Annotated in this window: 20 protein-coding genes; 15 read left to right on the forward strand and 5 right to left on the reverse strand. The window is 39.3% G+C overall.

Going from position 1 to position 21092, the window contains the following annotated elements:
• The coding region (locus AC52RT_RS10390; protein WP_495540678.1) for a hypothetical protein at nucleotides 1-285 on the reverse strand (285 nt) is incomplete at its 3' end.
• A 187-nt stretch (nucleotides 286-472) separates the two neighbouring features.
• On the opposite strand from AC52RT_RS10390, the gene AC52RT_RS10395 reads away from it, so the two are divergent.
• From AC52RT_RS10395 to AC52RT_RS10405, 3 genes are all read left to right on the forward strand, one after another.
• Entirely contained in the window at nucleotides 473-1357 is an 885-nt protein-coding gene (locus tag AC52RT_RS10395) for a diacylglycerol/lipid kinase family protein (RefSeq protein WP_495540679.1), read from the forward strand.
• A gap of 154 nt (nucleotides 1358-1511) precedes the next feature.
• Nucleotides 1512-2480: an oxygen-dependent tRNA uridine(34) hydroxylase TrhO gene (gene trhO / locus AC52RT_RS10400; RefSeq protein ID WP_495540680.1), complete on the forward strand. Its 969-nt coding sequence runs from the start codon at nucleotides 1512-1514 to the stop codon at nucleotides 2478-2480.
• Between the two features lie 228 nt (nucleotides 2481-2708).
• Entirely contained in the window at nucleotides 2709-4751 is a 2043-nt protein-coding gene (locus tag AC52RT_RS10405; protein WP_495540681.1) for a Na+/H+ antiporter, read from the forward strand.
• Nucleotides 4752-4793: 42 nt separating this feature from the next.
• On the opposite strand, the gene AC52RT_RS10410 is transcribed toward AC52RT_RS10405, so the two are convergent.
• Together AC52RT_RS10410 and AC52RT_RS10415 are read right to left on the reverse strand one after the other, a co-directional pair.
• On the reverse strand, nucleotides 4794-5429 hold the full coding sequence (locus tag AC52RT_RS10410) for an RraA family protein (protein WP_495540697.1): 636 nt from the start codon (nucleotides 5427-5429) through the stop codon (nucleotides 4794-4796).
• Between the two features lie 19 nt (nucleotides 5430-5448).
• On the reverse strand, nucleotides 5449-6981 hold the full coding sequence (locus AC52RT_RS10415; protein ID WP_495540682.1) for an ATP-binding protein: 1533 nt from the start codon (nucleotides 6979-6981) through the stop codon (nucleotides 5449-5451).
• A gap of 230 nt (nucleotides 6982-7211) precedes the next feature.
• On the opposite strand from AC52RT_RS10415, the gene AC52RT_RS10420 reads away from it, so the two are divergent.
• The gene (locus AC52RT_RS10420; protein ID WP_495540683.1) at nucleotides 7212-8600 is read left to right on the forward strand and encodes a protoporphyrinogen oxidase; all 1389 of its coding nucleotides are present in this window, start codon (nucleotides 7212-7214) and stop codon (nucleotides 8598-8600) included.
• Between the two features lie 50 nt (nucleotides 8601-8650).
• Here AC52RT_RS10420 and AC52RT_RS10425 read toward each other — a convergent pair whose 3' ends face one another.
• A complete protein-coding gene (locus AC52RT_RS10425; RefSeq protein WP_495540684.1) occupies nucleotides 8651-9601 on the reverse strand; it encodes an ABC transporter substrate-binding protein in 951 nt (316 codons plus the stop codon).
• A gap of 269 nt (nucleotides 9602-9870) precedes the next feature.
• Here AC52RT_RS10425 and AC52RT_RS10430 point away from each other — a divergent pair, with 269 nt between their 5' ends.
• From AC52RT_RS10430 to AC52RT_RS10445, 4 genes are all read left to right on the forward strand, one after another.
• A complete protein-coding gene (locus AC52RT_RS10430; RefSeq protein WP_495540685.1) occupies nucleotides 9871-10830 on the forward strand; it encodes a FecCD family ABC transporter permease in 960 nt (319 codons plus the stop codon).
• Nucleotides 10827-11837, forward strand: coding sequence for a FecCD family ABC transporter permease (locus tag AC52RT_RS10435; RefSeq protein ID WP_495540686.1), 1011 nt, complete (start codon nucleotides 10827-10829; stop codon nucleotides 11835-11837). Before AC52RT_RS10430 ends, AC52RT_RS10435 begins: the two co-directional genes overlap by 4 nt.
• 15 nt (nucleotides 11838-11852) lie before the next feature.
• Nucleotides 11853-12638 (forward strand): ABC transporter ATP-binding protein, encoded by a 786-nt coding sequence (locus AC52RT_RS10440; RefSeq protein ID WP_495540687.1) that lies wholly within the window; start codon nucleotides 11853-11855, stop codon nucleotides 12636-12638.
• A gap of 193 nt (nucleotides 12639-12831) precedes the next feature.
• Complete coding sequence (locus AC52RT_RS10445) at nucleotides 12832-13392, forward strand: histidine phosphatase family protein (protein WP_495540688.1); 561 nt, start codon at nucleotides 12832-12834, stop codon at nucleotides 13390-13392.
• Between the two features lie 42 nt (nucleotides 13393-13434).
• On the opposite strand, the gene AC52RT_RS10450 is transcribed toward AC52RT_RS10445, so the two are convergent.
• Complete coding sequence (locus tag AC52RT_RS10450) at nucleotides 13435-14064, reverse strand: nitroreductase family protein (RefSeq protein WP_495540689.1); 630 nt, start codon at nucleotides 14062-14064, stop codon at nucleotides 13435-13437.
• A gap of 208 nt (nucleotides 14065-14272) precedes the next feature.
• Here AC52RT_RS10450 and AC52RT_RS10455 point away from each other — a divergent pair, with 208 nt between their 5' ends.
• The 7 genes from AC52RT_RS10455 to AC52RT_RS10485 all read left to right on the forward strand — a co-directional run bounded on the left by AC52RT_RS10455 (nucleotide 14273) and on the right by AC52RT_RS10485 (nucleotide 20972).
• Complete coding sequence (locus AC52RT_RS10455; RefSeq protein WP_495540690.1) at nucleotides 14273-15340, forward strand: nitric oxide synthase oxygenase; 1068 nt, start codon at nucleotides 14273-14275, stop codon at nucleotides 15338-15340.
• A 205-nt stretch (nucleotides 15341-15545) separates the two neighbouring features.
• Nucleotides 15546-16088, forward strand: coding sequence for a helix-turn-helix domain-containing protein (locus tag AC52RT_RS10460; protein ID WP_495540691.1), 543 nt, complete (start codon nucleotides 15546-15548; stop codon nucleotides 16086-16088).
• A gap of 66 nt (nucleotides 16089-16154) precedes the next feature.
• Entirely contained in the window at nucleotides 16155-17264 is a 1110-nt protein-coding gene (locus tag AC52RT_RS10465) for an ABC transporter ATP-binding protein (protein WP_495540692.1), read from the forward strand.
• Nucleotides 17254-18057, forward strand: a complete 804-nt coding sequence (locus AC52RT_RS10470; RefSeq protein ID WP_495540693.1) for an ABC transporter permease — start codon at nucleotides 17254-17256, stop codon at nucleotides 18055-18057. Before AC52RT_RS10465 ends, AC52RT_RS10470 begins: the two co-directional genes overlap by 11 nt.
• Before the next feature lies 1 nt (nucleotide 18058).
• Nucleotides 18059-18862: an ABC transporter permease gene (locus AC52RT_RS10475; RefSeq protein WP_495540694.1), complete on the forward strand. Its 804-nt coding sequence runs from the start codon at nucleotides 18059-18061 to the stop codon at nucleotides 18860-18862.
• The gene (locus AC52RT_RS10480; RefSeq protein ID WP_495540695.1) at nucleotides 18859-19932 is read left to right on the forward strand and encodes an ABC transporter substrate-binding protein; all 1074 of its coding nucleotides are present in this window, start codon (nucleotides 18859-18861) and stop codon (nucleotides 19930-19932) included. The genes AC52RT_RS10475 and AC52RT_RS10480 overlap by 4 nt, the downstream gene beginning before the upstream one ends.
• 134 nt (nucleotides 19933-20066) lie before the next feature.
• Nucleotides 20067-20972, forward strand: a complete 906-nt coding sequence (locus AC52RT_RS10485; protein WP_495540696.1) for a peptidylprolyl isomerase — start codon at nucleotides 20067-20069, stop codon at nucleotides 20970-20972.
• The last annotated feature ends 120 nt before the right edge of the window (nucleotides 20973-21092 follow it).

Here is a 21092-nt window from a genome sequence, read left to right on the forward strand (position 1 = left end):
CCTAAAATTTTTATCAATGACATGCTTATATAAATAGCTTGAAAAATAGTGCATCATTGGCATAATCATAATCGGTCCTAAACGAAGTATACGAAAAATGGTTTCAATGGTAGATTCGTTTAGGAAGTTTCCAGCATATAAAAAAGCAATATCGCCCTGCCAAAGAAATAATAAAAATAGAAAATAAGCGACTGACCTGGTTAGGCTATTATTATCTTTAAAAAATATGATTAAGCCGCAGATTAAAGGTATGGTGGCGATGGCGAAAATTAAGATAAATTCCATAGGTAGCACCTTTCTGTTGTCAGGATAATAACCTTCTTATTTAAACAATATTTACATTTTTGGCTGACTTAATCAATATTTCTGGGAAAATGAGTATATTTTTAACTAATAAGCGTGGGTTTAGCACAATGGAAACTGAGGTATCTTTCTAATAGGAAAAAATGCCGGAAATCTTTGGAGGATATAGATGACAAAAGCAATGATAATCTGTAATCCGTCTGCTGGTAAGGAAAAAGCAAGAGACCTTCTGCCAGGGGCGATTTCTAATCTGAAAGAAGTCTACGATGAAGTGTATGTACGGGAAACAAAACAAGCAGGTGATGCTATTGCTTTTGCTCAAGATGCGTGTGAACAACAGTATGATGCTGTTATATCTATGGGGGGAGATGGGACGGTCAGTGAAACCATAAACGGATTGGCTGAACAGTGTCACCGTCCCGTGTTTGGGCTTATTCCGCTCGGGACTGTCAATGATTTTGCCAGAGCACTTTCTATTCCTCTTAATCCAGAAGAAGCGACTCGCGTGGTGTCATCTCAACGTACGAAGGCAGCTGATATCGGAAAAATAAACAACCAGTTTTTCATGAATGTTTTAGCAGTGGGGGCAGTTGCTGAAGCAACTTATAATGTGAGCATTAAACAAAAAACCCTTCTCGGACCACTAGCTTATTTAATAGAAGGTGGAAAGGCACTTGTTAATGAGACGCCTTTCAAGCTAACAGTAAACCATGATTTGGGGAAATGGCAGGGAGAAGCCTATCTAATGGTGGCGGCTTTAACGAATTCAGTAGGCGGATTCAAAGCTGTAGCTCCAGATGCACAGATAAATGATGGAAAGATCCATGTAATCATTGTTAAGGATCTCTCACTGACTAATATAATGAAAATTATCCCGAGTCTGCTTTGGGGCGAACTAAAAAAGCATGACCAAGTAGAATATTTTCAGACTTCCTTCTTAGAAGTTAGTTCGGATGAAGAACTAGCTGTTAATATCGATGGTGATGAAGGTGTTGCTCTCCCTTTTAAAGCTCAAATTCTTAACCAGCATCTAAATGTTATTGTTCCAAACTAAAATAATTAGGACTCCTGCCTAAGTGTAATTGGATTTTACAGAAAAACCCCTGCTATTTCTCTTCGAAGTTTGGTATAATAAATCACTGTAAGAGAACAGGATCACCGTCCCTATACTATATCTTGCAAATATAACTTGATAGGTGGTAACAAGAATGTCTGAAAGTAAGCCGTACAGAGTATTGCTGTACTATATGTATGTACCAATTGAAAATCCTGAGGTATTTGCCAAAAAGCATCTTGCGTATTGTAAGGAAATTGGGCTGAAAGGCCGTATCCTTGTAGCAGCTGAAGGAATTAATGGAACTGTTTCTGGTACCATTGAACAAACGGATATGTACATGAAAATGATGAATGAAGATCCAAAATTTAGTGAAATGGTATTCAAAATAGATGAGGCTGACCATCATGCATTTAAGAAAATGCATGTTCGTCCACGTAATGAGCTTGTTACCCTTCGTTTAGAAGATGATATTAATCCGAACGAACTAACTGGCCGCTATTTAAGCCCGAAAGAATTTTATGAAAAAATGCAAGATGAAGACACAGTTATTCTAGATGCTAGAAATGATTATGAATATGAAGTGGGACATTTCCGTAACTCAATCAAGCCGGATATTAAATCCTTCCGTGAGCTTCCGGAGTGGGTTCGTGAGAATAAAGAAATGCTTGAAGGCAAGAAAATCTTAACTTATTGTACAGGCGGTATTCGTTGTGAGAAGTTTTCAGGCTGGCTTGTTAAAGAAGGATTTGAAGATGTAGCTCAGCTGCATGGCGGAATAGCTACCTATGGAAAAGATCCTGAAGTTCAAGGCGAGCTTTGGGATGGACAGCTTTACGTGTTTGACGAGCGTATTACCGTTCCGGTTAATCGTAAAGAGCATGTGATTGTTGCTCGTGATTATTTTACAGGTGAACCATGTGAACGCTATGTAAATTGTGCAAATCCAGAATGTAATAAGCAAATTATTGCGACAGAAGAAAGTGAACATAAGTACTTACGTGGTTGTACACATGAGTGTCGAGTAACCCCGCGTAACCTATATGTCAAAGAACAAAATTTGTCCGAAGCAGAAGTAGCAGAAAGACTCAAAGGTATTGAAGAAACTGTTACTGCTGAATAAAGAGTCAAAACATCTTGAGCTGCATGCTCAAGATGTTTTTTTAAGATAATTTTTAAACAGTAGAAGGAAACGGGAGAAAAGAATCCATTATTATCGATGTAAACTCCCTCGCATGAATCACTATCGTGGGAGTGTTAAGGACCATTGCAATAGAAATGTAATGGGAATGAAGATATTATGGAACCCTAATAGATAACCTTGTAAATTATATCGGAGGTTCTTACGTGTATGGAAATGTTTCTTATTGTCCTTGTTTTGTTACTATTAATTGGAATATCTAATATGGTTAATCATTTCATACCGTATATTCCAGTACCCTTAATTCAAATAGCATTAGGAGCATTATTGGCTTTAATGCCGCTGGGATTTCATGTACCTATGGAAACAGAGCTTTTTCTCGTTCTATTTATTGCGCCTTTATTATTCCATGACGGGAAGAGTGTTCCAAGAAGTGCTCTTTGGGAATTGCGAAAGCCCATTTTATTGCTTGCGCTTGGCCTGGTTTTCGTAACGGTTCTTGTCATTGGTTACTTAATAAACTGGTTGATTCCATCTATTCCACTGCCAGCGGCATTTGCACTTGCAGCTATTCTCTCCCCAACAGATGTGGTTGCAGTTAGTGCTATATCCAGTCGGTCAAAATTACCTGCTGGCATTAAGCACCTCCTTGAAGGAGAAGGGCTAATGAATGATGCTTCAGGGCTCGTTGCTTTTAAATTTGCAGTAGCGGCAACTGTAACTGGTGTATTCTCGTTAGGACAAGCAACGGTGAGTTTTGTCCTTATTGCAGTAGGCGGCATAATTGCTGGTGTTATTCTCTCGTATGTCATAATCAGGCTGCGTATGTTGATTAGGCGTTGGGGGATGGAAGATGTCACCATGCATATGCTGATTCAATTATTAACTCCCTTTATCATCTTTTTGATTGCTGAACATTTTGGCGTTTCTGGTATTTTGGCCGTTGTGGCTGCTGGGATTGTTCATGCAATAGAAAGAGACCGAGAAGAATCACCGACATTGAAACTCAAAATTGTATCGACAAGTACTTGGTCCGTTCTTAATTATATTTTAAATGGACTAGTCTTTGTTTTGTTGGGATTACAATTCCCAAGTGTGTCTAAAACCATTTTCTCAAATCCGGAGTTTAATAATTTTCAAGTCATTTGGTACATTGTGATTATTACGGCAGCACTTCTAGCCCTTCGGTATATTTGGCTCAATCTATCGTGGTGGTTTGGCTCAAAGTTTAGAAAAATGGAATTGTTTGAGCTTAAACAAAGGACAGCATTGATTACAACCGTATCAGGGGTAAGAGGAGCGGTTACGTTAGCTGGTTCTTTTTCTATCCCTTACGTTTTAAACGATGGCAGTCCTTTTCCAGAACGTTCATTAATTATCTTTATTGCTGCAGGGGTCATCTTACTGACCCTGGTTGTAGCTAGTATTTTCTTGCCGATTCTATCTAAATCTGAAGCACCATCGGTGAAAGAAGATAAAGAAGAGCTTGAAAGAAAGGCAATCATTCATGTGAAGGAAGCCGCCATTCAAAGTATTGAAGCGGAGCTGAATGAGGAAAACCGAACAGCATCGCAAGCAGTTATAGCTAAATATACGCAGTTAATTGAAAGACTAAAAGTGCCTGAACGCCCAGAGGATACAGCAAATAATCAATATATGGAAGAAAAGATTCGTTTCAAAGCCTTAATAGCGGAAAATCGGTGCATTAATGAACTACTCAAAGAAGAAAAGGTAGATCGTGAAACGGCCTATATCGGTCAACAGCTTATCCATCGGATGGAAGTAGCTGTTACCAATAAAATGAAATACCGATTGATGACCTCTGTTGTCTTTATGAAACGAACATCATTTAAGATGCTTAAATCCATCTCACCGGAAAATGTAAAAAAGGTTAAGCTTTCGATTCAAACAGTTGTAGCCGTACGGAATTTAAAGATACAAACGGCGAAGGCAGCAATTACTGCGATTAAAGCTGATATAACTCCAGCAAACAGAGGTCCTTCATTATTAGTGATCAGAGAATATCGCAGATTGATTTCGAAGCTTAACCGAGAGAACATGTTGAAAAGTTCAAATGATAAATTACTGAAGCTTGAAAAAGAGCTGCATTATAAGGCATTTCAAGCTGAACGGGATGAGGTACAGGCCATGTACGAGCAAGGTCAACTTACGCGAGAACTGGCTCAAAAAATTCGGCAGCAAATTAACCTGCGAGAAGCATTTCTAATTGAAGAAAAAACATACGAATCATAAAAAACGTGCTAGAGCAGCAATCCTTTAGCATGTTTTTTTTCTTTACTCTTTAGTTGGAAGACCACGCAGATTATTCTGAAGCATATTGTCTAAGTATTTATTGATTTCTTCAAGGTTCCCAGCAACTTTTTCTTCACGGATTTTGTCACTTTTTTGTTTTTTAAGCGCCTTCTTCAGGATCACTTCACTTAGTGCTTGTGGGATGACCACTACGCCATCAGCATCCCCGACAATAATGTCTCCAGGGCATACTGCGGTTCCACCGCAGGAAATGGGAATATTGACTTCCCCAACTCCTGCTTTACCGCCAGCTGCCACTGTGGTCCCTTTACAGAATACCGGGAAGTCAAGTGCTTTAACCGGTATTACATCACGAATCGCTCCATCCACTACAAGGGCCGCAATTCCCTTGGTTTGCATCATGCCAATCACAAAATCACCGGCTATTGCTCGGTAAGTATCCCCTTTGGCATCAATTATTAATACATCACCATGTTGAGCTTTACGGATTCCTTCTAATACAGAGAGATTATCACCCACAGGTATTTTTATCGTAACTGCTCTGCCTGCAAAGCGATAGGTAGTCTTTAAGGGTTTAATCGCTGAATCTAAATTGTTCATTCCTTCCATTGCATCAGAAAGGCAGGTGGTTGACAAATCCTTAAATAAATCGATCATTTCCACTTTCGCTCCTTTTTTATTCAGCAAGTTGAGAGTAGGCTCGTAAAAATCTAACACTAAAGGTAGTACCTTTGTTAGGTTCACTTTTAACGGTAATGGATCCTGAGTGGTTTTGAATTATTTTGTAGCTGACCATGAGCCCAAGCCCATTTCCGCTGGCTTTTGTTGTGAAAAAGGGTTCTCCTATTCTTTGGAGCTGTTCTGATGAAAGGCCAATGCCATTGTCGATAATAGAAATGATCACTTCTTCCATTGTCGTTTCCATGGTCACAGTTACATTTCCGCCGTTTGGTAAAGCTTCAATGGCATTTTTAATGAGATTTAAAAAGACTTGTTTAAGCTGATGTTTCTCTCCAGAAATGGTGACATGTTCTTCTGGCAAGTGTTGAGAAATCGTTACATTTTTTAAAAGAGCCTCTGGTTTGAGAAAACTAATTAAATCTTGCAGCAATATACTCAGATTACATTCGCTGAAGACGACATCATGCGGTTTAGCAAACACCATAAATTCATTAACAATAAAATTGATCCGTTCAATTTCACCCAATATGGTTTCAGTAAAATAATCTTCTTGTTTCGATTCTCCCATCAATTGGACAAATCCTTTTATTGTGGTTAGAGGATTGCGGATTTCATGAGCGATACCTGCAGCCAGCTCACCAACCATCGAAAGTTTTTCCGTCTTTTGTAACATTTCTTCCGCGCGTTTTTTTTCGGTAATATCGTATTGGATGGAAATGAACTGATAGGGTGTGCCTGTTTGGTCTAGCAGCGGAACGATGGTCGTATCCACCCAATAGTGACCCCCATTTTTGGCTTTCTTTAATACTTCACCCTTCCAAACGTGTCCATTTAAAAGTGTTTTATCCATTTGCTCGAAAAAAAAGGGGGGATGGAATGCGGAATCTAATATTGAGTGAGGCTGCCCAAGTAGCTCTTCTTTTGAATACTGAGAGGCATTGCAAAATTTATCATTTACATAAGTAAACCGATGATATGAATCACAAATGGAAAAAATAGTTGCCTCGTTTAACGCATTTTTTAATTCAGTCAACTCTTTAAGCGTAATTCTTAAATCTTCATTTGATTCATCAAGAGCAAACTTGGTAGACGAAAGTTTATCGTTATAATGAATGATAAGAGTGTTGGAAATACTTAGACAGATAGGGTCGATAATTTTCATGGTTTGGAAGACGGTATCCGTTTGAATGAGACCTTGTTTTAATTCTTCTTCTAGAAAATCAAAAATAATGGTCCTAGAGAGATAAACGAAGCGCATTACTTGATCAAGAGTGGACAGTCGGATAATAGCTTTCTGGGAAAAAATGTCGACAAAGCTGAGTAAGGTTTTCTTCGTGTCTTGATCACATGATGCTAAATAGCTGCCAAGGAGGTAAAACGTTCTTGTCTGCATCGAATGAATGCTCTCTGACCGTGTATAGTTCAGGCTGTAGACATGATCTGTTTTAGAAAACTCAAATGTTCTCCATGCTAATTCTGCGCTTTTCTCTTGTATTTTTTTTCCGATGTACTCTAATTGATCGTCCATGCCGAATCGCCTCCTCGCTTATAGGATGATATATCTTAGGATTAGACATGTAGAGAGAAAAACCTCTTTTTTTAAGGAAAAAATTACCTAAAAATGTTCGTTGTGATGAATTTGTCGGTTTTGTTAACACGTGGATAACATGGGCGGATTAGTACTACGCTCAATTCATTAAGACGAATCATTATGGTACAATTTATATATTGTGTAATAGAATAGATGAGGTGGCATGAGTGAAAACAGTTGTTGTTATTGGCGGAGGTATTACTGGGTTAACTGCCATGTATTACTTAGATAAAGCTGTAAAAGAAAAAAACCTTGATATGAAATTAGTGTTAATAGAAGCGGACGAACAGTTAGGTGGAAAAATTAAAACCATCAAAAATGGTGAATTTATTATGGAAGCAGGAGCAGATTCAATTGTTGCGCGTAAACAAAATGTAGCTCCTTTTCTTTCAGAATTAAATTTAGAAAAAGAAGTCGTCTATAATGCTACAGGCACATCGTTTATCCATGCAGATGGAGTGCTGAAACAAATTCCTGCCGATGCTGTATTTGGGATACCATCTAGTCTAGAATCACTGGCGAAAAGTGAATTAGTTTCTGCTGAAGCAAAGGTAGAGGCGCTTAAAGACTTCTATCTAGTAAATGATTCTTTCACGAAGGACGATTCAATCGGCGAGTTCCTTGAAGCCTTTCTTGGCAAGGAACTAGTTGAAAAACAAATTGCCCCGGTTCTTTCTGGTGTGTATTCTGGTAAGCTGCACGACTTAACGATCGCGTCAACGCTGCCTTACCTCCTTGATTATAAAAATGAATATGGCAGTATTATCAGGGGAATTGAAGAAAATCGAAAGCAGGCTCAAGGATCTGGAGATAAAAAATTCCTATCCTTTAAGAACGGCCTGGCAACGATCATCCATAAGCTAGAAGAAAACCTAGAGTTTGCAGAAGTATGGAAGAATACGAAAGCAGAAAAAATTAGTAAAAAAGACGGCCGGTACCGAATTTCTTTAAATGGTAAGGAAGACATTGAAACCGATTATCTCATTCTTAGTACGCCCCATACAACGGCGCACAAATTGCTGCAAGATGAAGAACTTTCTAAAGAGTTTGGACAGCTGAAAGCAAGCTCTCTTATTAGCATCTATATGGGCTTTACGATTCCTGATTCTTTACTTCCAGCGGATGGTACAGGTTATATTACCTCTGAAGAAAGTGAGCTCACATGTAATGCCTGTACGTGGACAAGCCGGAAATGGTCTCATACCTCTGAAAACAATATGTTGTTAGTCAGACTTTTTTATAAAAGTTCCAATCCTGCCTATGAGGAGTTAAAGGACCTAAGTGAGCAGGAATTAGTGAAGGTTGCGCTCTCAGATATTGAACGAAGTCTTGGGATTACATCAGAGCCTGTTTCGAGCCAAGTAACAAAGTGGCATGATAATATGCCGAATTATTCGCTAAAACATCATCAGTTTGTCGAGAAACTTGAACAGAGATTGGATCAAGCGTTTCCTGGTATCTTACTTGCAGGCTGTTCGTATTACGGAGTAGGTATTCCTGATTGTATTGCCAATGGGAAGAAGACAGCAGAAATAATTATTGATCAATTAGGATAAACAAAGGCCGCATTACTCATTGAGCAATGCGGCCTTTAGTCGGCGGATTCTTATTTTAAGGCTTCAAGAACGTTATCAATGGTCACATCACTAGCAATTTTTCCGTTAATCGTCCAGTTGCTTGGATCTTCCATATCATAAACTTGGTTATTTTTTACAGCAGGAAGACCTTTCCATACTGAGCTGTCCTTTAATGCTTGAAGTCCATCTTCACCTGGAAGACTAGCTAGGAAGATATGGTCAGCATCAAGTTCAGCCAGTGCTTCTAAAGCGATTGGATTCCAGCTTGCTCCAGCAGCAGGAAGGTCTTGAATCATCTTCGGCTGAGTAATACCAAGATCATCATAAAGCACATTTCCAGCGTAGCGGTTGTTTTCTAATAAATAGTATTGTTTAGCAATGACCCAAATGACAGCAGCAGATTCATCACCGATAGATGTTTTAAGTTCACTTGCTGCTTGCTCAGCTTTTTTATCATAATCTGCAAGAACTTCTTTAGCTTTATCTTCTTTATCAACGATTTGTCCCATTATTTGCAGCTGCTTGCGCCAGTCTGCAGCATCTTCATCTTTAAACACATAAGTAGGGGCAACCTTTTTATATTCTTCATATTTTCCTTCTTCAATCGCTGAAGGGGAGCTAAAGATAATTAACTCAGGGTCCGCATTAATGGTTTGTTCAAGCGGCATATTCCATTCGATGGTCGGGACATCCTTCAAATATGGCTGTAAATAGTCATGTACAGCTGTTCCTATTGCCCATTGCGCGGCAGGTGTTACATCTAATGCAACTAATGAATCCTCAAGATTAGAAGCAAGAATACGCTTTGGATCTGCAGGGATTTTTACCTCACCCATTGCATCAGTCAGTGTAATTTCTTTTTTTGGTTCACTTTCTGATTTCTTTTCTGATTGTTCGTTGTCCTTACCACAAGCTGTTAAAAGTAATAATAGACACAGAAACGCGCCCATTAGAGCTTTATATGAATGCTTTTTAGTCAAAATAATTCCTCCTTATTAGTAACCTTTACCTAAATGATAATCATTATCAATTAATATGTCAATAGGACTAGCTAAATTTTCCTAATAAAGGATCTGTTCTCTAGTTCATTGCAACATCTGTCAGTTCCTTTTATACTAGTTTTATTGATAATCGTTCTCATTTTTTTAACGAATGGCAGGAAGGTTGAAGAACTTTGAAAATTACAGGCAAAACAAATGTAAGACCGAGTAGTAAAACAAACAGAACTCTGTGGATATTATTACTTGGTATGATTGGTTTAATCGCAGCAATGGCTTTATCCCTAAGGCTTGGTACTAAAACTTTTCAAATCGAAACAATCATTCAAGCCATTTTTACTTATAATCCAGATATAACAGCTCATCAAATTGTGATGGATATTCGCTTTCCACGAGCCCTAGGGGCAGCTCTGATTGGTGCATTTCTTGCTTTATCAGGGGCAATTATGCAAGCTTTAACCCGAAACCCGCTGGCAGAGCCGTCTTTACTAGGCGTGTCACATGGTGCCGCGTTTGCTCTGGTCCTCACGCTCGTTTTTTTTCCAAAGCTTTCACTAGCAGGGACTACAGCTGCTGCAATGGCAGGAGCGGGATTAACTGTGCTGTTTATTTTCTCGCTCACCGCTCGTGCAAAGGGTGGGATTACTCCTGTTAAACTAGCTTTAGCCGGAATAGCAATTGGTATGTTTCTTAGTTCGCTTACATCAAGCCTAGGACTCTATTTTAATGTAGCCAAGGATATGAGTTTCTGGTATGCAGGCGGGCTTGCCTATATCACCTGGAGTTCATTGAAAATACTAAGTGCAGCCGGAGTGGTTGGCGTAGTCATTGTCACCTTACTTGCAAAGTCGCTTACTTTGCTTGGACTCGGAGTAGATGTTACGAAAGGACTCGGAATTAATCTCCATATTGTAAGGATCCTTGGCGTTCTAGCCGTGCTGTTATTAACCGGAAGTTCAGTGGCTGTTTCTGGAGCGATTGGTTTTATTGGACTAGTTGTTCCACATATCAGCCGGATGCTGGTTGGCTCGGACTATCGATTGCTCCTTCCTGTATCTGCTTTACTCGGTAGTGTACTGCTTGTTACAGCGGACGTTGGTGCTCGATTAATTAATCCTCCCTATGAAACGACGGTAGGCATCGTAACTGCGGCAATTGGTGTCCCATTTTTCTTATCCTTAGTAAGAAACGAAGGGAGTCGATCATCATGAATCGGGTGCCTAAACATATTATCTGGAAGATGTCACTGCTAGTCGTTCTTCTCATACTAGCGGTACTCGCAAGTTTAAACTTTGGCATTATTTCTATCTCACCAGGAGAAGTCTTACAAACGTTTCTAGGAAATGGCACGCCTAAACAAAAGCTGGTCTTATTTGATCTTCGTATGCCTACAGTGATCTTAGCCGTACTCGTTGGTGCGTTTATGGCGGTTTCTGGAACCATTTTGCAGGGCATTACCCGTAATGAGTTAGCAGACCCTGGGATCTTAGGTATCAATTCAGGAGCAGGTCTTGCAGTAGTCTTATATATTTCCTTTTTTAAAACATCAACGGGCAGTCTATCATTGTCTCATACTTTTATTTTGCCACTATTTGCATTCTTAGGTGCCTTGCTGACAGCAGGTCTGATCGTGGCAATCGCATGGAAGGGCGGCTTTCAATCGATTCGATTGGTATTGGTTGGAGTAGGAATTAACGCAGGGTTAAGCGCCATATTGGTTGCACTGCAATTAAGACTAGATCCGCTTGATTTCACGAAAGCAATGGTTTGGTTATCAGGCGATTTATGGGCGAACCAATGGACATATGTTTATGCTTTATTGCCTTGGTTTTTAATTCTCATACCATACGCCCTTTATAAGGCGCATACTCTAAACGTATTAAATTTGGGTACTCAGGTAGCCAATGGACTTGGCATCCGGACAAACAGGGAACGTCTCTATTTACTTATTCTTGCCGTTGCCCTTGCAGGCCTTGGTGTTTCGGCAGGCGGAGGGATTGCTTTCTTAGGGTTAATCGCTCCTCATATTGCACGAAGACTTACAGGTCCAAAGCATCTAACACTGATTCCAGCAGCTGTATTGATCGGCGCGGTTATTTTGCTGACAGCTGAGACGGTTGGCAGAAATGTACTAGCACCTATCGAGATTCCAGCGGGGATTGTTGTTTCTATTATCAGCACACCCTATTTTATCTATTTATTATTGAAAACAAAATAAGATCGGAGAGTCATAATGACAAACTTATTTGCCGAGGAGTTAACGATTGCTTATGATAACGAAGTAATCGTCGACCGTCTGAATCTCAAGTTTTCACCCGGAGAGATTACCGCGATTATTGGTCCGAATGGCTGCGGGAAATCCACTATTTTAAAAACGATGGCCCGGCTTCAGCCAAGCCATTCCGGGGCAGTTTATTTAGACGGAAAACTGATTCATAAAACGCCTTCCAAAGAAATAGCTAAGAAAATGGCTATATTACCACAATCTCCTGATGCTCCTGAAGGACTGTCAATATATGAGTTGATTTCTTATGGCCGTACCCCTTATCAGTCTGGTTTTTCACGATTAACGACGCACGATTGTGAAATGATTGATTGGGCACTCAGCGTAACAGGATTGAGTTCCATTCAGCACCAGCCTGTTGATACGCTGTCAGGCGGACAGCGTCAAAGGGCTTGGATTGCAATGGCTATCGCTCAAGAAACAAATTTACTGATGCTTGATGAACCGACAACCTATTTAGATCCTGCTCATCAGCTTGAGGTACTAAAATTATTAGAAAAGCTGAATGAAGAAGAGGGACGAACAATCGTGATGGTTATTCACGATTTGAATCATGCTGCACGGTTTGCAGACCATCTAGTTGCTCTGAAACAAGGGAAAATCATCAAAGAGGGAACAGCTGAACAAGTGATGAATGCAGAGGTACTTAAACAAGTCTTTAATATTGATACGGAGATTATAACGGATCCGCGTACAGGAAAACCCGCAATGATTTCTTATGATTTAATTAAATAAACGTGCGGCGGAAGCTTGATGGGACAGGCTTAATTATATTTAATCAATCGATTGATTAAGAAAAAATGGGTCAGTACTATTTGCTTGGAATATTCGGCTTATTAGGGATTCAAGACGGTCATAAGTGGCTCTATATCAAGCCAATATGGACTTTAATCAATCGATTGATTAAGAGAAGTGCGGGGGGGTTCTCATGGTAACGACGATTTATTTAGTTAGACATGCCCATTCTGTATACAGCCTAGATGAAGTGAATCGGCCTCTGTCAGAACAAGGGGTAAAGGATGCAAGAAAGGTCAGCGATACAATGAACAAGGAGCAGATTGATTTTGTTGTATCAAGTCCCTATAAACGAGCGATTCAAACCGTAGAGGGAATCGCCCGCCATATCAGCAAAGATATTGACCTGCAGCCTGCTTTTCGGGAAAGAAAGCTTTCAGAAGAACCGTTGGAGAACTTTGAAGATGCTCTTAGAAAGGTCTGGTCTGACGAGGAATTTTTTTGGGGTGGTGGTGAGTCAAACCTTACCGCAAGGCAGAGGGGGATACTGGGAATTCATCACATACTTGAACAGTATAAGGGAAAAAGGATTGTAATTGGTACTCACGGGAATATCATGACCCTAATAATGAGTGCCTACGATCGGCGTTATGATTTTCATTTTTGGAGAGAGCTTGACATGCCGGATATATATCAGTTGACCTTTGAGGAAAAGGATTTGATTGGAATTAAACGAATGTGGACACCAAGCTAAAACAACACCCCTGCATAAGGCATAAGACAGGGGTGTTTGTGGTTAGATGAATTTAGCTACTTCGTTCAATGGCAGGCGAGAAGATTGAAAAGAGGGTCCTGCTGACTTGCCAATCGCAATCAACACAATCGGAACATAACGTTCTTCTACCTTGAATTTTTCGCTAAATTGCTGCTTATTAAACCCACCCATAGTCACGGTATCATAGCCCCTTGAGCGGGCAATAAGCATTAGCTGCATGGAGATAAGTCCAGCATCGAAGGAAGCAATACTCTCTAAAGCTGTTTTGGGAGCAAGGGGGTATGAGTTCAACGTATTTTGAACAATACGATCGCGTGTATCTTCATCCATGAAACCAGCATCAACATTCATGCTATAAATTTTATCAACATTTTTATACATTTCCGTATCACCCAGCACGGCAATAACAGCAGAGGATGTTTCAACGGCTTCTTGGTTGTTGGCAATTGGACGTAACTCTTTTTTCACTTCTTGATTATCAATAACAAGGAAGCGCCAAGGCTGTAGATTACTTGAAGATGGGGCAAGCATGGCTTCATTCAACATCTCTTCCAATTCTTCTTTTGGAATTTTATAAGATGGATCATATTTTCTTACAGAGTGACGTTCTTTAATAATGGTTGATAAAGTTTGATCTGTAGGCATATTCATTTTACTTCCTCCTCTTTCACTTACTTTAAGTAAGCGAATTTACAGAATACTCCTTATGTGCTCGTTTGGTCAAGAAAAAAGATTGGTGCGTTACAGAAGGTTTAGTTAGGCACGTTTTTAGGGGCTGGGTTTGGAATATGGTAAATTAGGAAGTGAAAACAGAAAATGAGTTCAGTCGTGCAGCTAAGTCACGAAGGAGGCAAAGAACATGCAAGAGCTGCTTCATGAAGCGGAGTTATTTATTCGTACAAGCTATAAAGAAATGAATAAAACAGAAACTGAAACCAAGCGGCGTATGGATGAAGTTCGCCTTTTAATAGAAAAAACGGGTGAGTACAAGCATACCTTTGAGGAATTGAATCATGGTGCGAGAATGGCTTGGCGTAACAGCAACCGCTGTATAGGACGATTGTTTTGGGAATCCCTGCATGTGTTTGACCAAAGAGAATTAAATACCGTGGAAGATGTAAAGCAATCTCTTCTTACGCATATTAGCTATGCAACAAATCAAGGTAGAATAAAACCAGTGATTTCAATTTTTAATGAAAAACAGGTAAGGATTTGGAATCATCAGTTGATTCGTTATGCTGGTTATGAAACGGAAGAAGGTACGATTGGTGATCCAGATTCGATCCATTTTACGAAAATATGCGAAAAGCTTGGCTGGAAAGGAGAGGGCGGTTCTTTTGATCTGCTTCCACTCGTCATTGAAATGAGTGGTAATCCACCGAAATTCTTTGATTTACCAAAAGACATAATCATTGAAGTCCCATTGCGTCATCCGAAATTTGACTGGTTTGAAGAACTACATTTGAAATGGTATGCCGTTCCGATTATTTCGAGCATGGCTCTGGAAATTGGGGGGATCTCTTATGCTGCTGCACCTTTTAACGGCTGGTATATGGGAACAGAGATTGGAGCTCGTAATTTAGCAGATGAGGACCGCTATAATATGCTTCCAGCTGTAGGAAAGAGAATGGGACTTGATATTCAAAAAAATGCCTCACTATGGAAAGATCGTGCCCTTGTAGAATTAAATCAAGCCGTATTATATTCCTATAAAGAGGCAGGAGTTAGTATCGTCGATCATCATACTGCAGCGCAGCAATTTAAGCTGTTCGAGAAACAAGAAGCATCAGCTGTAAGAGACGTTACAGGAGATTGGACATGGTTAATTCCGCCGGTCTCACCGGCAGCTACACATATTTTTCATAAATCCTATGATAATAAACGGGTTCAACCCGCATATACCTATCAAAAACTACCTTATGAGTAAAGCGGCCCCCTTTTCGATGAAAGAAAAGGGGTTTTTGAATCCGGGCAATTCATTAAAAATAGAAGAAAATCTTTCTTAAAAAAAATATTGCAGTTTATCATAAAACCTGTATAATTAGCTTGGTTAAAATTAAACTTAAAGTTTACCAATAGTGAACTTTATTGCTCGTAAGTTTACTATACTTAAACTGAATGAAGGTAATAGTATGAATATTGGTCGAAAAATTAAAAACTTACGTTTAAAAAAGGGTCTAACGCAAGAAGAATTAGGTGAACGCACCGATTTAAGTAAAGGATATATATCACAAATTGAACGGGACCTCAGTTCACCTTCTATAGAAACCTTTTTTACAATAATAGAAGTTCTTGGCTGTACACCAAAACAGTTTTTCGATGAGGAAGAACGAAAACAAAAAGTGGTATATGACGAGGCTGAGCAAACCTTTTATCAAGACGAAGAACGCGGATACCAAATTCAGTGGCTCGTTCCGGAATCTAATGAAAAAGAGATGGAGCCTATTCGACTGACACTGAAGGAAAAGGGAGAGCATAAAACCTTTGAACCTTCACTATCTGAAACATTTGGATTTGTGTTAAAAGGACGAATTCTAGTTCGGCTGGGGAGACATGTTTATCAAGCAAAAGCAGGAGAGTCTATCTACTTTCATGCTTCAGAAGAGCATCAAATAGTGAACGATCATGAAGGTCCTTCGGAATTATTGCTGGTGGTAACAAATTCATACCTTTGAAAGGTATTTGGGAACATTAAATAGTGAGGAAGCGAAGGTTTCACACTGTAAAAGGGAGAGGTCGCAATGTCAGACCAAGTAATTATTCGATTTGAAGGTGTAACAAAACAGTACGATCAAGATTCACCTGTGTTAAATGATGTCAGCTTCGAAATTGAACGCGGCAAATTCTACACACTGCTTGGGCCATCAGGCTGTGGAAAAACAACCATACTGCGGTTAATCGCCGGATTCACTGAGGCTACGCAGGGAGAGATCTATTTTAATGGAAATGTGATTAATAATGTGCCTGCGAATAAGCGTCAAGTTAATACAGTCTTTCAGGATTACGCCTTGTTTCCGCACTTAAATGTTTTTGAAAATGTTGCGTTTGGACTGCGCATTAAAAAAACGAAAAAAGATGAAGTAGCCAAAAAAGTACATGAAGCGCTGGCATTTGTAAACCTTGAGGGATATGAAAATAGAGAGATTCGTGAAATGTCCGGCGGACAGCGTCAGCGTGTAGCTATCGCTCGTGCGATCATTAATGAGCCTGAAGTTATTCTTCTAGATGAACCACTATCGGCACTTGATTTAAAGCTGCGTACCGAAATGCAGTATGAACTGCGTGAATTACAGCAGCGACTTGGTATTACCTTTATATTTGTAACCCATGACCAAGAAGAAGCACTAGCCATGTCAGATGAGATCTTTGTCATTAACCGCGGTAAAATTCAGCAAAGCGGAACGCCGACGGATATTTATGATGAGCCAATTAATCGTTTTGTTGCTGATTTTATTGGTGAATCAAACATTGTAAAAGGTAAAATGGTAGCTGACCATCTTGTCGAGTTTGTCGGAAAACAATTTGACTGTGTCGATCAGGGTCTTAATCCTAATGAACCGGTGGAAATTGTTATTCGTCCAGAAGATCTTGAAATCTCTACCCGTGAACGCGGTAAGCTGCAAGTTAGAGTAGATTCTCAGTTGTTCCGAGGGGTTCATTATGAGATCAGCAGTTATGATAAAGATGGAAACGAGTGGCTTGTTCATTCAACTAAAAAAGCAACGGTAGGAGACGAAATCGGATTGTACTTTGATTCAGAAGCGATTCACGTTATGCGTTTTGGCGAAACGGAAGAAGAATTCGATAAACGACTTGAAGCCTATGGAGATGGTATCGAGCATGAAGAATAAACTATCACACAATCTTTATGCCATCCCTTATGCCCTCTGGATTCTAATTTTCGTTGTTGCACCTATTGTTCTCGTACTTTATTATTCGTTTTTTGATATAGAGGGTAACTTATCACTTACCAATTATATAAACTTCTTCACACCTGTTTATTTAAAAATGACATTGAGCTCCTTTTGGTATGCGTTTTTAATTACAGCATTTACATTATTGATTTCTTATCCAACTGCATTGTTGTTGACTAAAACAAAACATAAGCAGTTATGGCTGCTTTTAATTATTGTTCCATCGTGGATTAACCTCTTACTTAAAGCCTATGCCTTTCTTGGAATCTTTGGTACATACGGGACAGCGAACAGCTTACTTGAGGTACTCGGAATTGGCTCTAAGCAAATTTTGTTTACTGATTTCAGCTTTATTTTCGTATCCGTATATATCTTTATTCCATTCATGATTTTGCCCATCTTTAATGCACTGGATGAAATGAGTCCAACGTTACTAGATGCCGCCAACGATCTTGGTGCCTCTGCTTGGACTACATTCCGCAGAGTTATTTTCCCTTTAACATTGGATGGCGTTCGTTCTGGCTGTCAGGTTGTCTTTATCCCAGCGCTGTCATTGTTTATGCTGACAAGGTTGATATCAGGTAATCGGGTCATTACGCTTGGAACAGCCATTGAACAGCAGTTCCTCGTTACGCAAGATTGGGGAATGGGTTCAACCATTGCTGTTTTCCTGATTATTATTATGTTTGTGTTTGTTGCCTTAACTGGCAGCAGAAAGCGGGGTATGTAAGTTGAAAAAGAAATTAACTCCGTTGTCGGCATTTTTCCTTGTCCTTGTGTTTCTCATCTTGTACGCACCAATTTTCTTTTTAGTATTTTATTCGTTTAACAGCGGTGGTACGATGTACAGTTTTGAGAGCTTTACGCTTGATTGGTATCGAGAGCTGTTCTCTGATACACGCTTACTGATTATTGTTTTGAATACCGTAGTTGTTGCTTTGCTATCTGCACTCATTTCTACAATTATTGGAGTGTTAGGGGCCATAGCCATTAAATCAGTTAAAGGGAGACGGTCCAAAAACACCCTGCTTTCTTTAAACAGTGTGTTAATCGTCAGTCCTGATGTGATCATTGGTGCTTCTTTTTTAATTTTATTCACTATGGCTGGCGTTAAGCTAGGTTTCTACTCAGTTTTACTTTCCCATATTGCTTTTAGTGTGCCGATTGTAGTCCTGATGGTACTGCCGAAACTTATGGAAATGAGCCCAAGTTTGCTAGATGCAGCTTATGATTTGGGGGCAAGTCGCTGGAATGTACTGACAAAGGTTATCCTTCCGTATATTACTCCAGGTATTTTCGCAGGATTTTTTATGGCATTAACCTATTCGTTAGATGATTTTGCCGTGACGTTCTTTGTTACGGGTAATGGCTTTTCAACATTGTCTGTAGAAATTTATTCGTTAGCTCGTCGTGGAGTTTCCTTGAATATTAATGCTTTATCTACTTTAATCTTTATTGCTACGATCTTTCTGGTTATTGGCTATTACTTTATTACAAAACAATATAGTAAAAGCGGAATGGGGGGCAAAAAATGAAGAAGCTTCTCCAAGCGTTTGTACCTATTCTAATCGTATCTCTCGTGCTTTTATTTGTGATTTCAAGCTTAAATTCGTCTCAGGGCTATTCAAGCAAGAACAAGTTGACTATTTATAACTGGGGCGACTATATAGACTCAGATTTAATTGAGCAATTTGAAAAGGAAGCGGGCATTACCGTTGTCTATGAAACCTTTGATTCAAATGAAGCGATGATGACTAAGATTGAGCAGGGAGGAACGGCTTATGATGTTGCTGTTCCATCTGAATACATGATTGATAAAATGATTCAGGATGATTTACTCCTTCCGCTGGATCATGAGAAACTGTCGAATCTGAAAAATATTGATGAGCGATTTATGGACCTTCCATTTGACCCGAAAAATAAGTATTCAATTCCTTATTTTTGGGGAACCGTCGGGATTGTCTATAACTCGAAAATGCTTGGTGATATCGAGATTAACAGCTGGTCTGATCTATGGGATCCGCGTTTAAAAAATGAAATCCTTCTAGTTGACGGTGCAAGGGAAGTAATGGGAATGGGACTTAATAGCTTAGGCTATTCGTTAAATGATTTGAATCATGATCATTTGAATGAAGCGAAGAAAAAACTCGACTCATTAATGCCCAATGTAAAAGCTATTGTGGGCGATGAAAGCAGAATGCTTCTAGAAAATGAAGAAGCATCCATCGGTCTTGTGTGGTCCGGGGTAGCTTCCGAAATCATGGCAGAAAACGAAGATCTCGAATTTGTCGTCCCAAAAGAGGGATCAAATTTATGGTTTGACAATATGGTCATTCCGAAAACAGCCAAAAATGTCGAAGCAGCTCATCAATTTATTAACTTTATGCTGGAGGCAGAAGTTGCCGCTCAGAATACTGAATACGTCAGCTATGCAACACCTAATAAAGAGGCACTGAACTACTTGCCAAAAGAAATTGTGAACGATGAGCGCTTTTATCCTGCGCCAGATCTAACAGAAAGACTTGAGGTTTACGAGAATTTAGGCAAAAAAAATCTTGCTTACTATAATGAGTTATTCTTACGCTTTAAAATGCATACGAAATGAGAAAAACGCCGTCCTTAATTTGGACGGCGTTTTTTTGTGAACTTACTTCATGGTTCTTTCATTGCCTGTTCATAGTTTATTCATAATTAGGGAGTAAGATTAGGTTAATTGAAAAGAGGGACGTGAATAAATTAATGAAGAACAGTTGGAAACAGCCCAGTACGTATTTGTGGATTGCAGGTATACTTGTAGTAGGAGCGCTTATCTTTTTGTTAATCACATATACGAGCAGTGCAAAAGGAAAAGCAGTAGCTACAATAGATGGGGAAGAGATATCGAAAGACGATTTATATGAGAACTTAGTTAATCAATATGGTGCAACTTCATTAAAAACCATGATTTCCGATAAAATTGTTGATATGGAAGCAAAGAAGGAAGATATTAAGATAACGGATAAGGAAATCGATAAAGAAATGAAAACGTTGATTGAATCTTATGGTGATGAAGAGACCTTTGAACAGCAATTAGCGTCTACGGGTGCGACTAAGCGTACACTTGAAAAAGACATCGTAAAATATCTGCAGACAGTCAAATTACTTGAACCGCGTATTGAAATCACAGATGAAGAAATAAGTACCTACTTTAAAGAAAATAAAGACTCCTTTGCTCAAGAAGAACAAGTAAAAGCTTCGCATATCCTTGTAGAAAGTAAAGCGGAAGCCAAAGATATAGCTAAGAAGTTAGCGGCTGGGGAAAAGTTTGCTAACCTTGCTAAGGAATACTCCACAGATACCGCCAGTGTAGAGAATGGTGGGGAACTCGGCTTTTTCGGTAAAGGAGAAATGGCTGAGGAATTTGAAAAGGTTGCTTTTTCCCTTGAAAAAGGAAAAATCAGTGATCCAGTCAAAACGAGTTATGGGTACCATATAATCAAAGTAACAGATAAAAAAGCAGCTAAAAAGGCTAATCTTAAGGATAGCAAAACGGAAATTGCTGCGACGTTAAAAAATGAAAAACTACAGACTGAATATACCACTTGGCTGACAGAGAAGCAAAAGGATTATGATATTTATAATAGTCTTGAAAATGAAACAAAATAAGAAAAACGGTTTAATTTGGTGTAAACCAAGTTAAACCGTTTTTTTGTTATACCCATTTTATTTTAGTGGGATAAAGTTCCACGTGAAACAATTCTGTTCTTTTGTCAGTGAATTCAGAGG

Source organism: Peribacillus sp. (genome assembly GCF_059453735.1).

Coding starts and splice junctions, on each gene's coding strand:
- AC52RT_RS10465 (WP_495540692.1), top strand. CDS start 16,155: ATGTCAGACCAAGTAATTATTCGATTTGAAGGTGTAACAAAACAGTAC.
- AC52RT_RS10485 (WP_495540696.1), top strand. CDS start 20,067: ATGAAGAACAGTTGGAAACAGCCCAGTACGTATTTGTGGATTGCAGGT.
- AC52RT_RS10450 (WP_495540689.1), bottom strand. CDS start 14,064: ATGAATATGCCTACAGATCAAACTTTATCAACCATTATTAAAGAACGT.
- AC52RT_RS10470 (WP_495540693.1), top strand. CDS start 17,254: ATGAAGAATAAACTATCACACAATCTTTATGCCATCCCTTATGCCCTC.
- AC52RT_RS10405 (WP_495540681.1), top strand. CDS start 2,709: ATGGAAATGTTTCTTATTGTCCTTGTTTTGTTACTATTAATTGGAATA.
- AC52RT_RS10445 (WP_495540688.1), top strand. CDS start 12,832: ATGGTAACGACGATTTATTTAGTTAGACATGCCCATTCTGTATACAGC.
- trhO (WP_495540680.1), top strand. CDS start 1,512: ATGTCTGAAAGTAAGCCGTACAGAGTATTGCTGTACTATATGTATGTA.
- AC52RT_RS10410 (WP_495540697.1), bottom strand. CDS start 5,429: ATGATCGATTTATTTAAGGATTTGTCAACCACCTGCCTTTCTGATGCA.
- AC52RT_RS10440 (WP_495540687.1), top strand. CDS start 11,853: ATGACAAACTTATTTGCCGAGGAGTTAACGATTGCTTATGATAACGAA.
- AC52RT_RS10435 (WP_495540686.1), top strand. CDS start 10,827: ATGAATCGGGTGCCTAAACATATTATCTGGAAGATGTCACTGCTAGTC.
- AC52RT_RS10415 (WP_495540682.1), bottom strand. CDS start 6,981: ATGGACGATCAATTAGAGTACATCGGAAAAAAAATACAAGAGAAAAGC.
- AC52RT_RS10480 (WP_495540695.1), top strand. CDS start 18,859: ATGAAGAAGCTTCTCCAAGCGTTTGTACCTATTCTAATCGTATCTCTC.
- AC52RT_RS10395 (WP_495540679.1), top strand. CDS start 473: ATGACAAAAGCAATGATAATCTGTAATCCGTCTGCTGGTAAGGAAAAA.
- AC52RT_RS10460 (WP_495540691.1), top strand. CDS start 15,546: ATGAATATTGGTCGAAAAATTAAAAACTTACGTTTAAAAAAGGGTCTA.
- AC52RT_RS10430 (WP_495540685.1), top strand. CDS start 9,871: ATGATTGGTTTAATCGCAGCAATGGCTTTATCCCTAAGGCTTGGTACT.
- AC52RT_RS10455 (WP_495540690.1), top strand. CDS start 14,273: ATGCAAGAGCTGCTTCATGAAGCGGAGTTATTTATTCGTACAAGCTAT.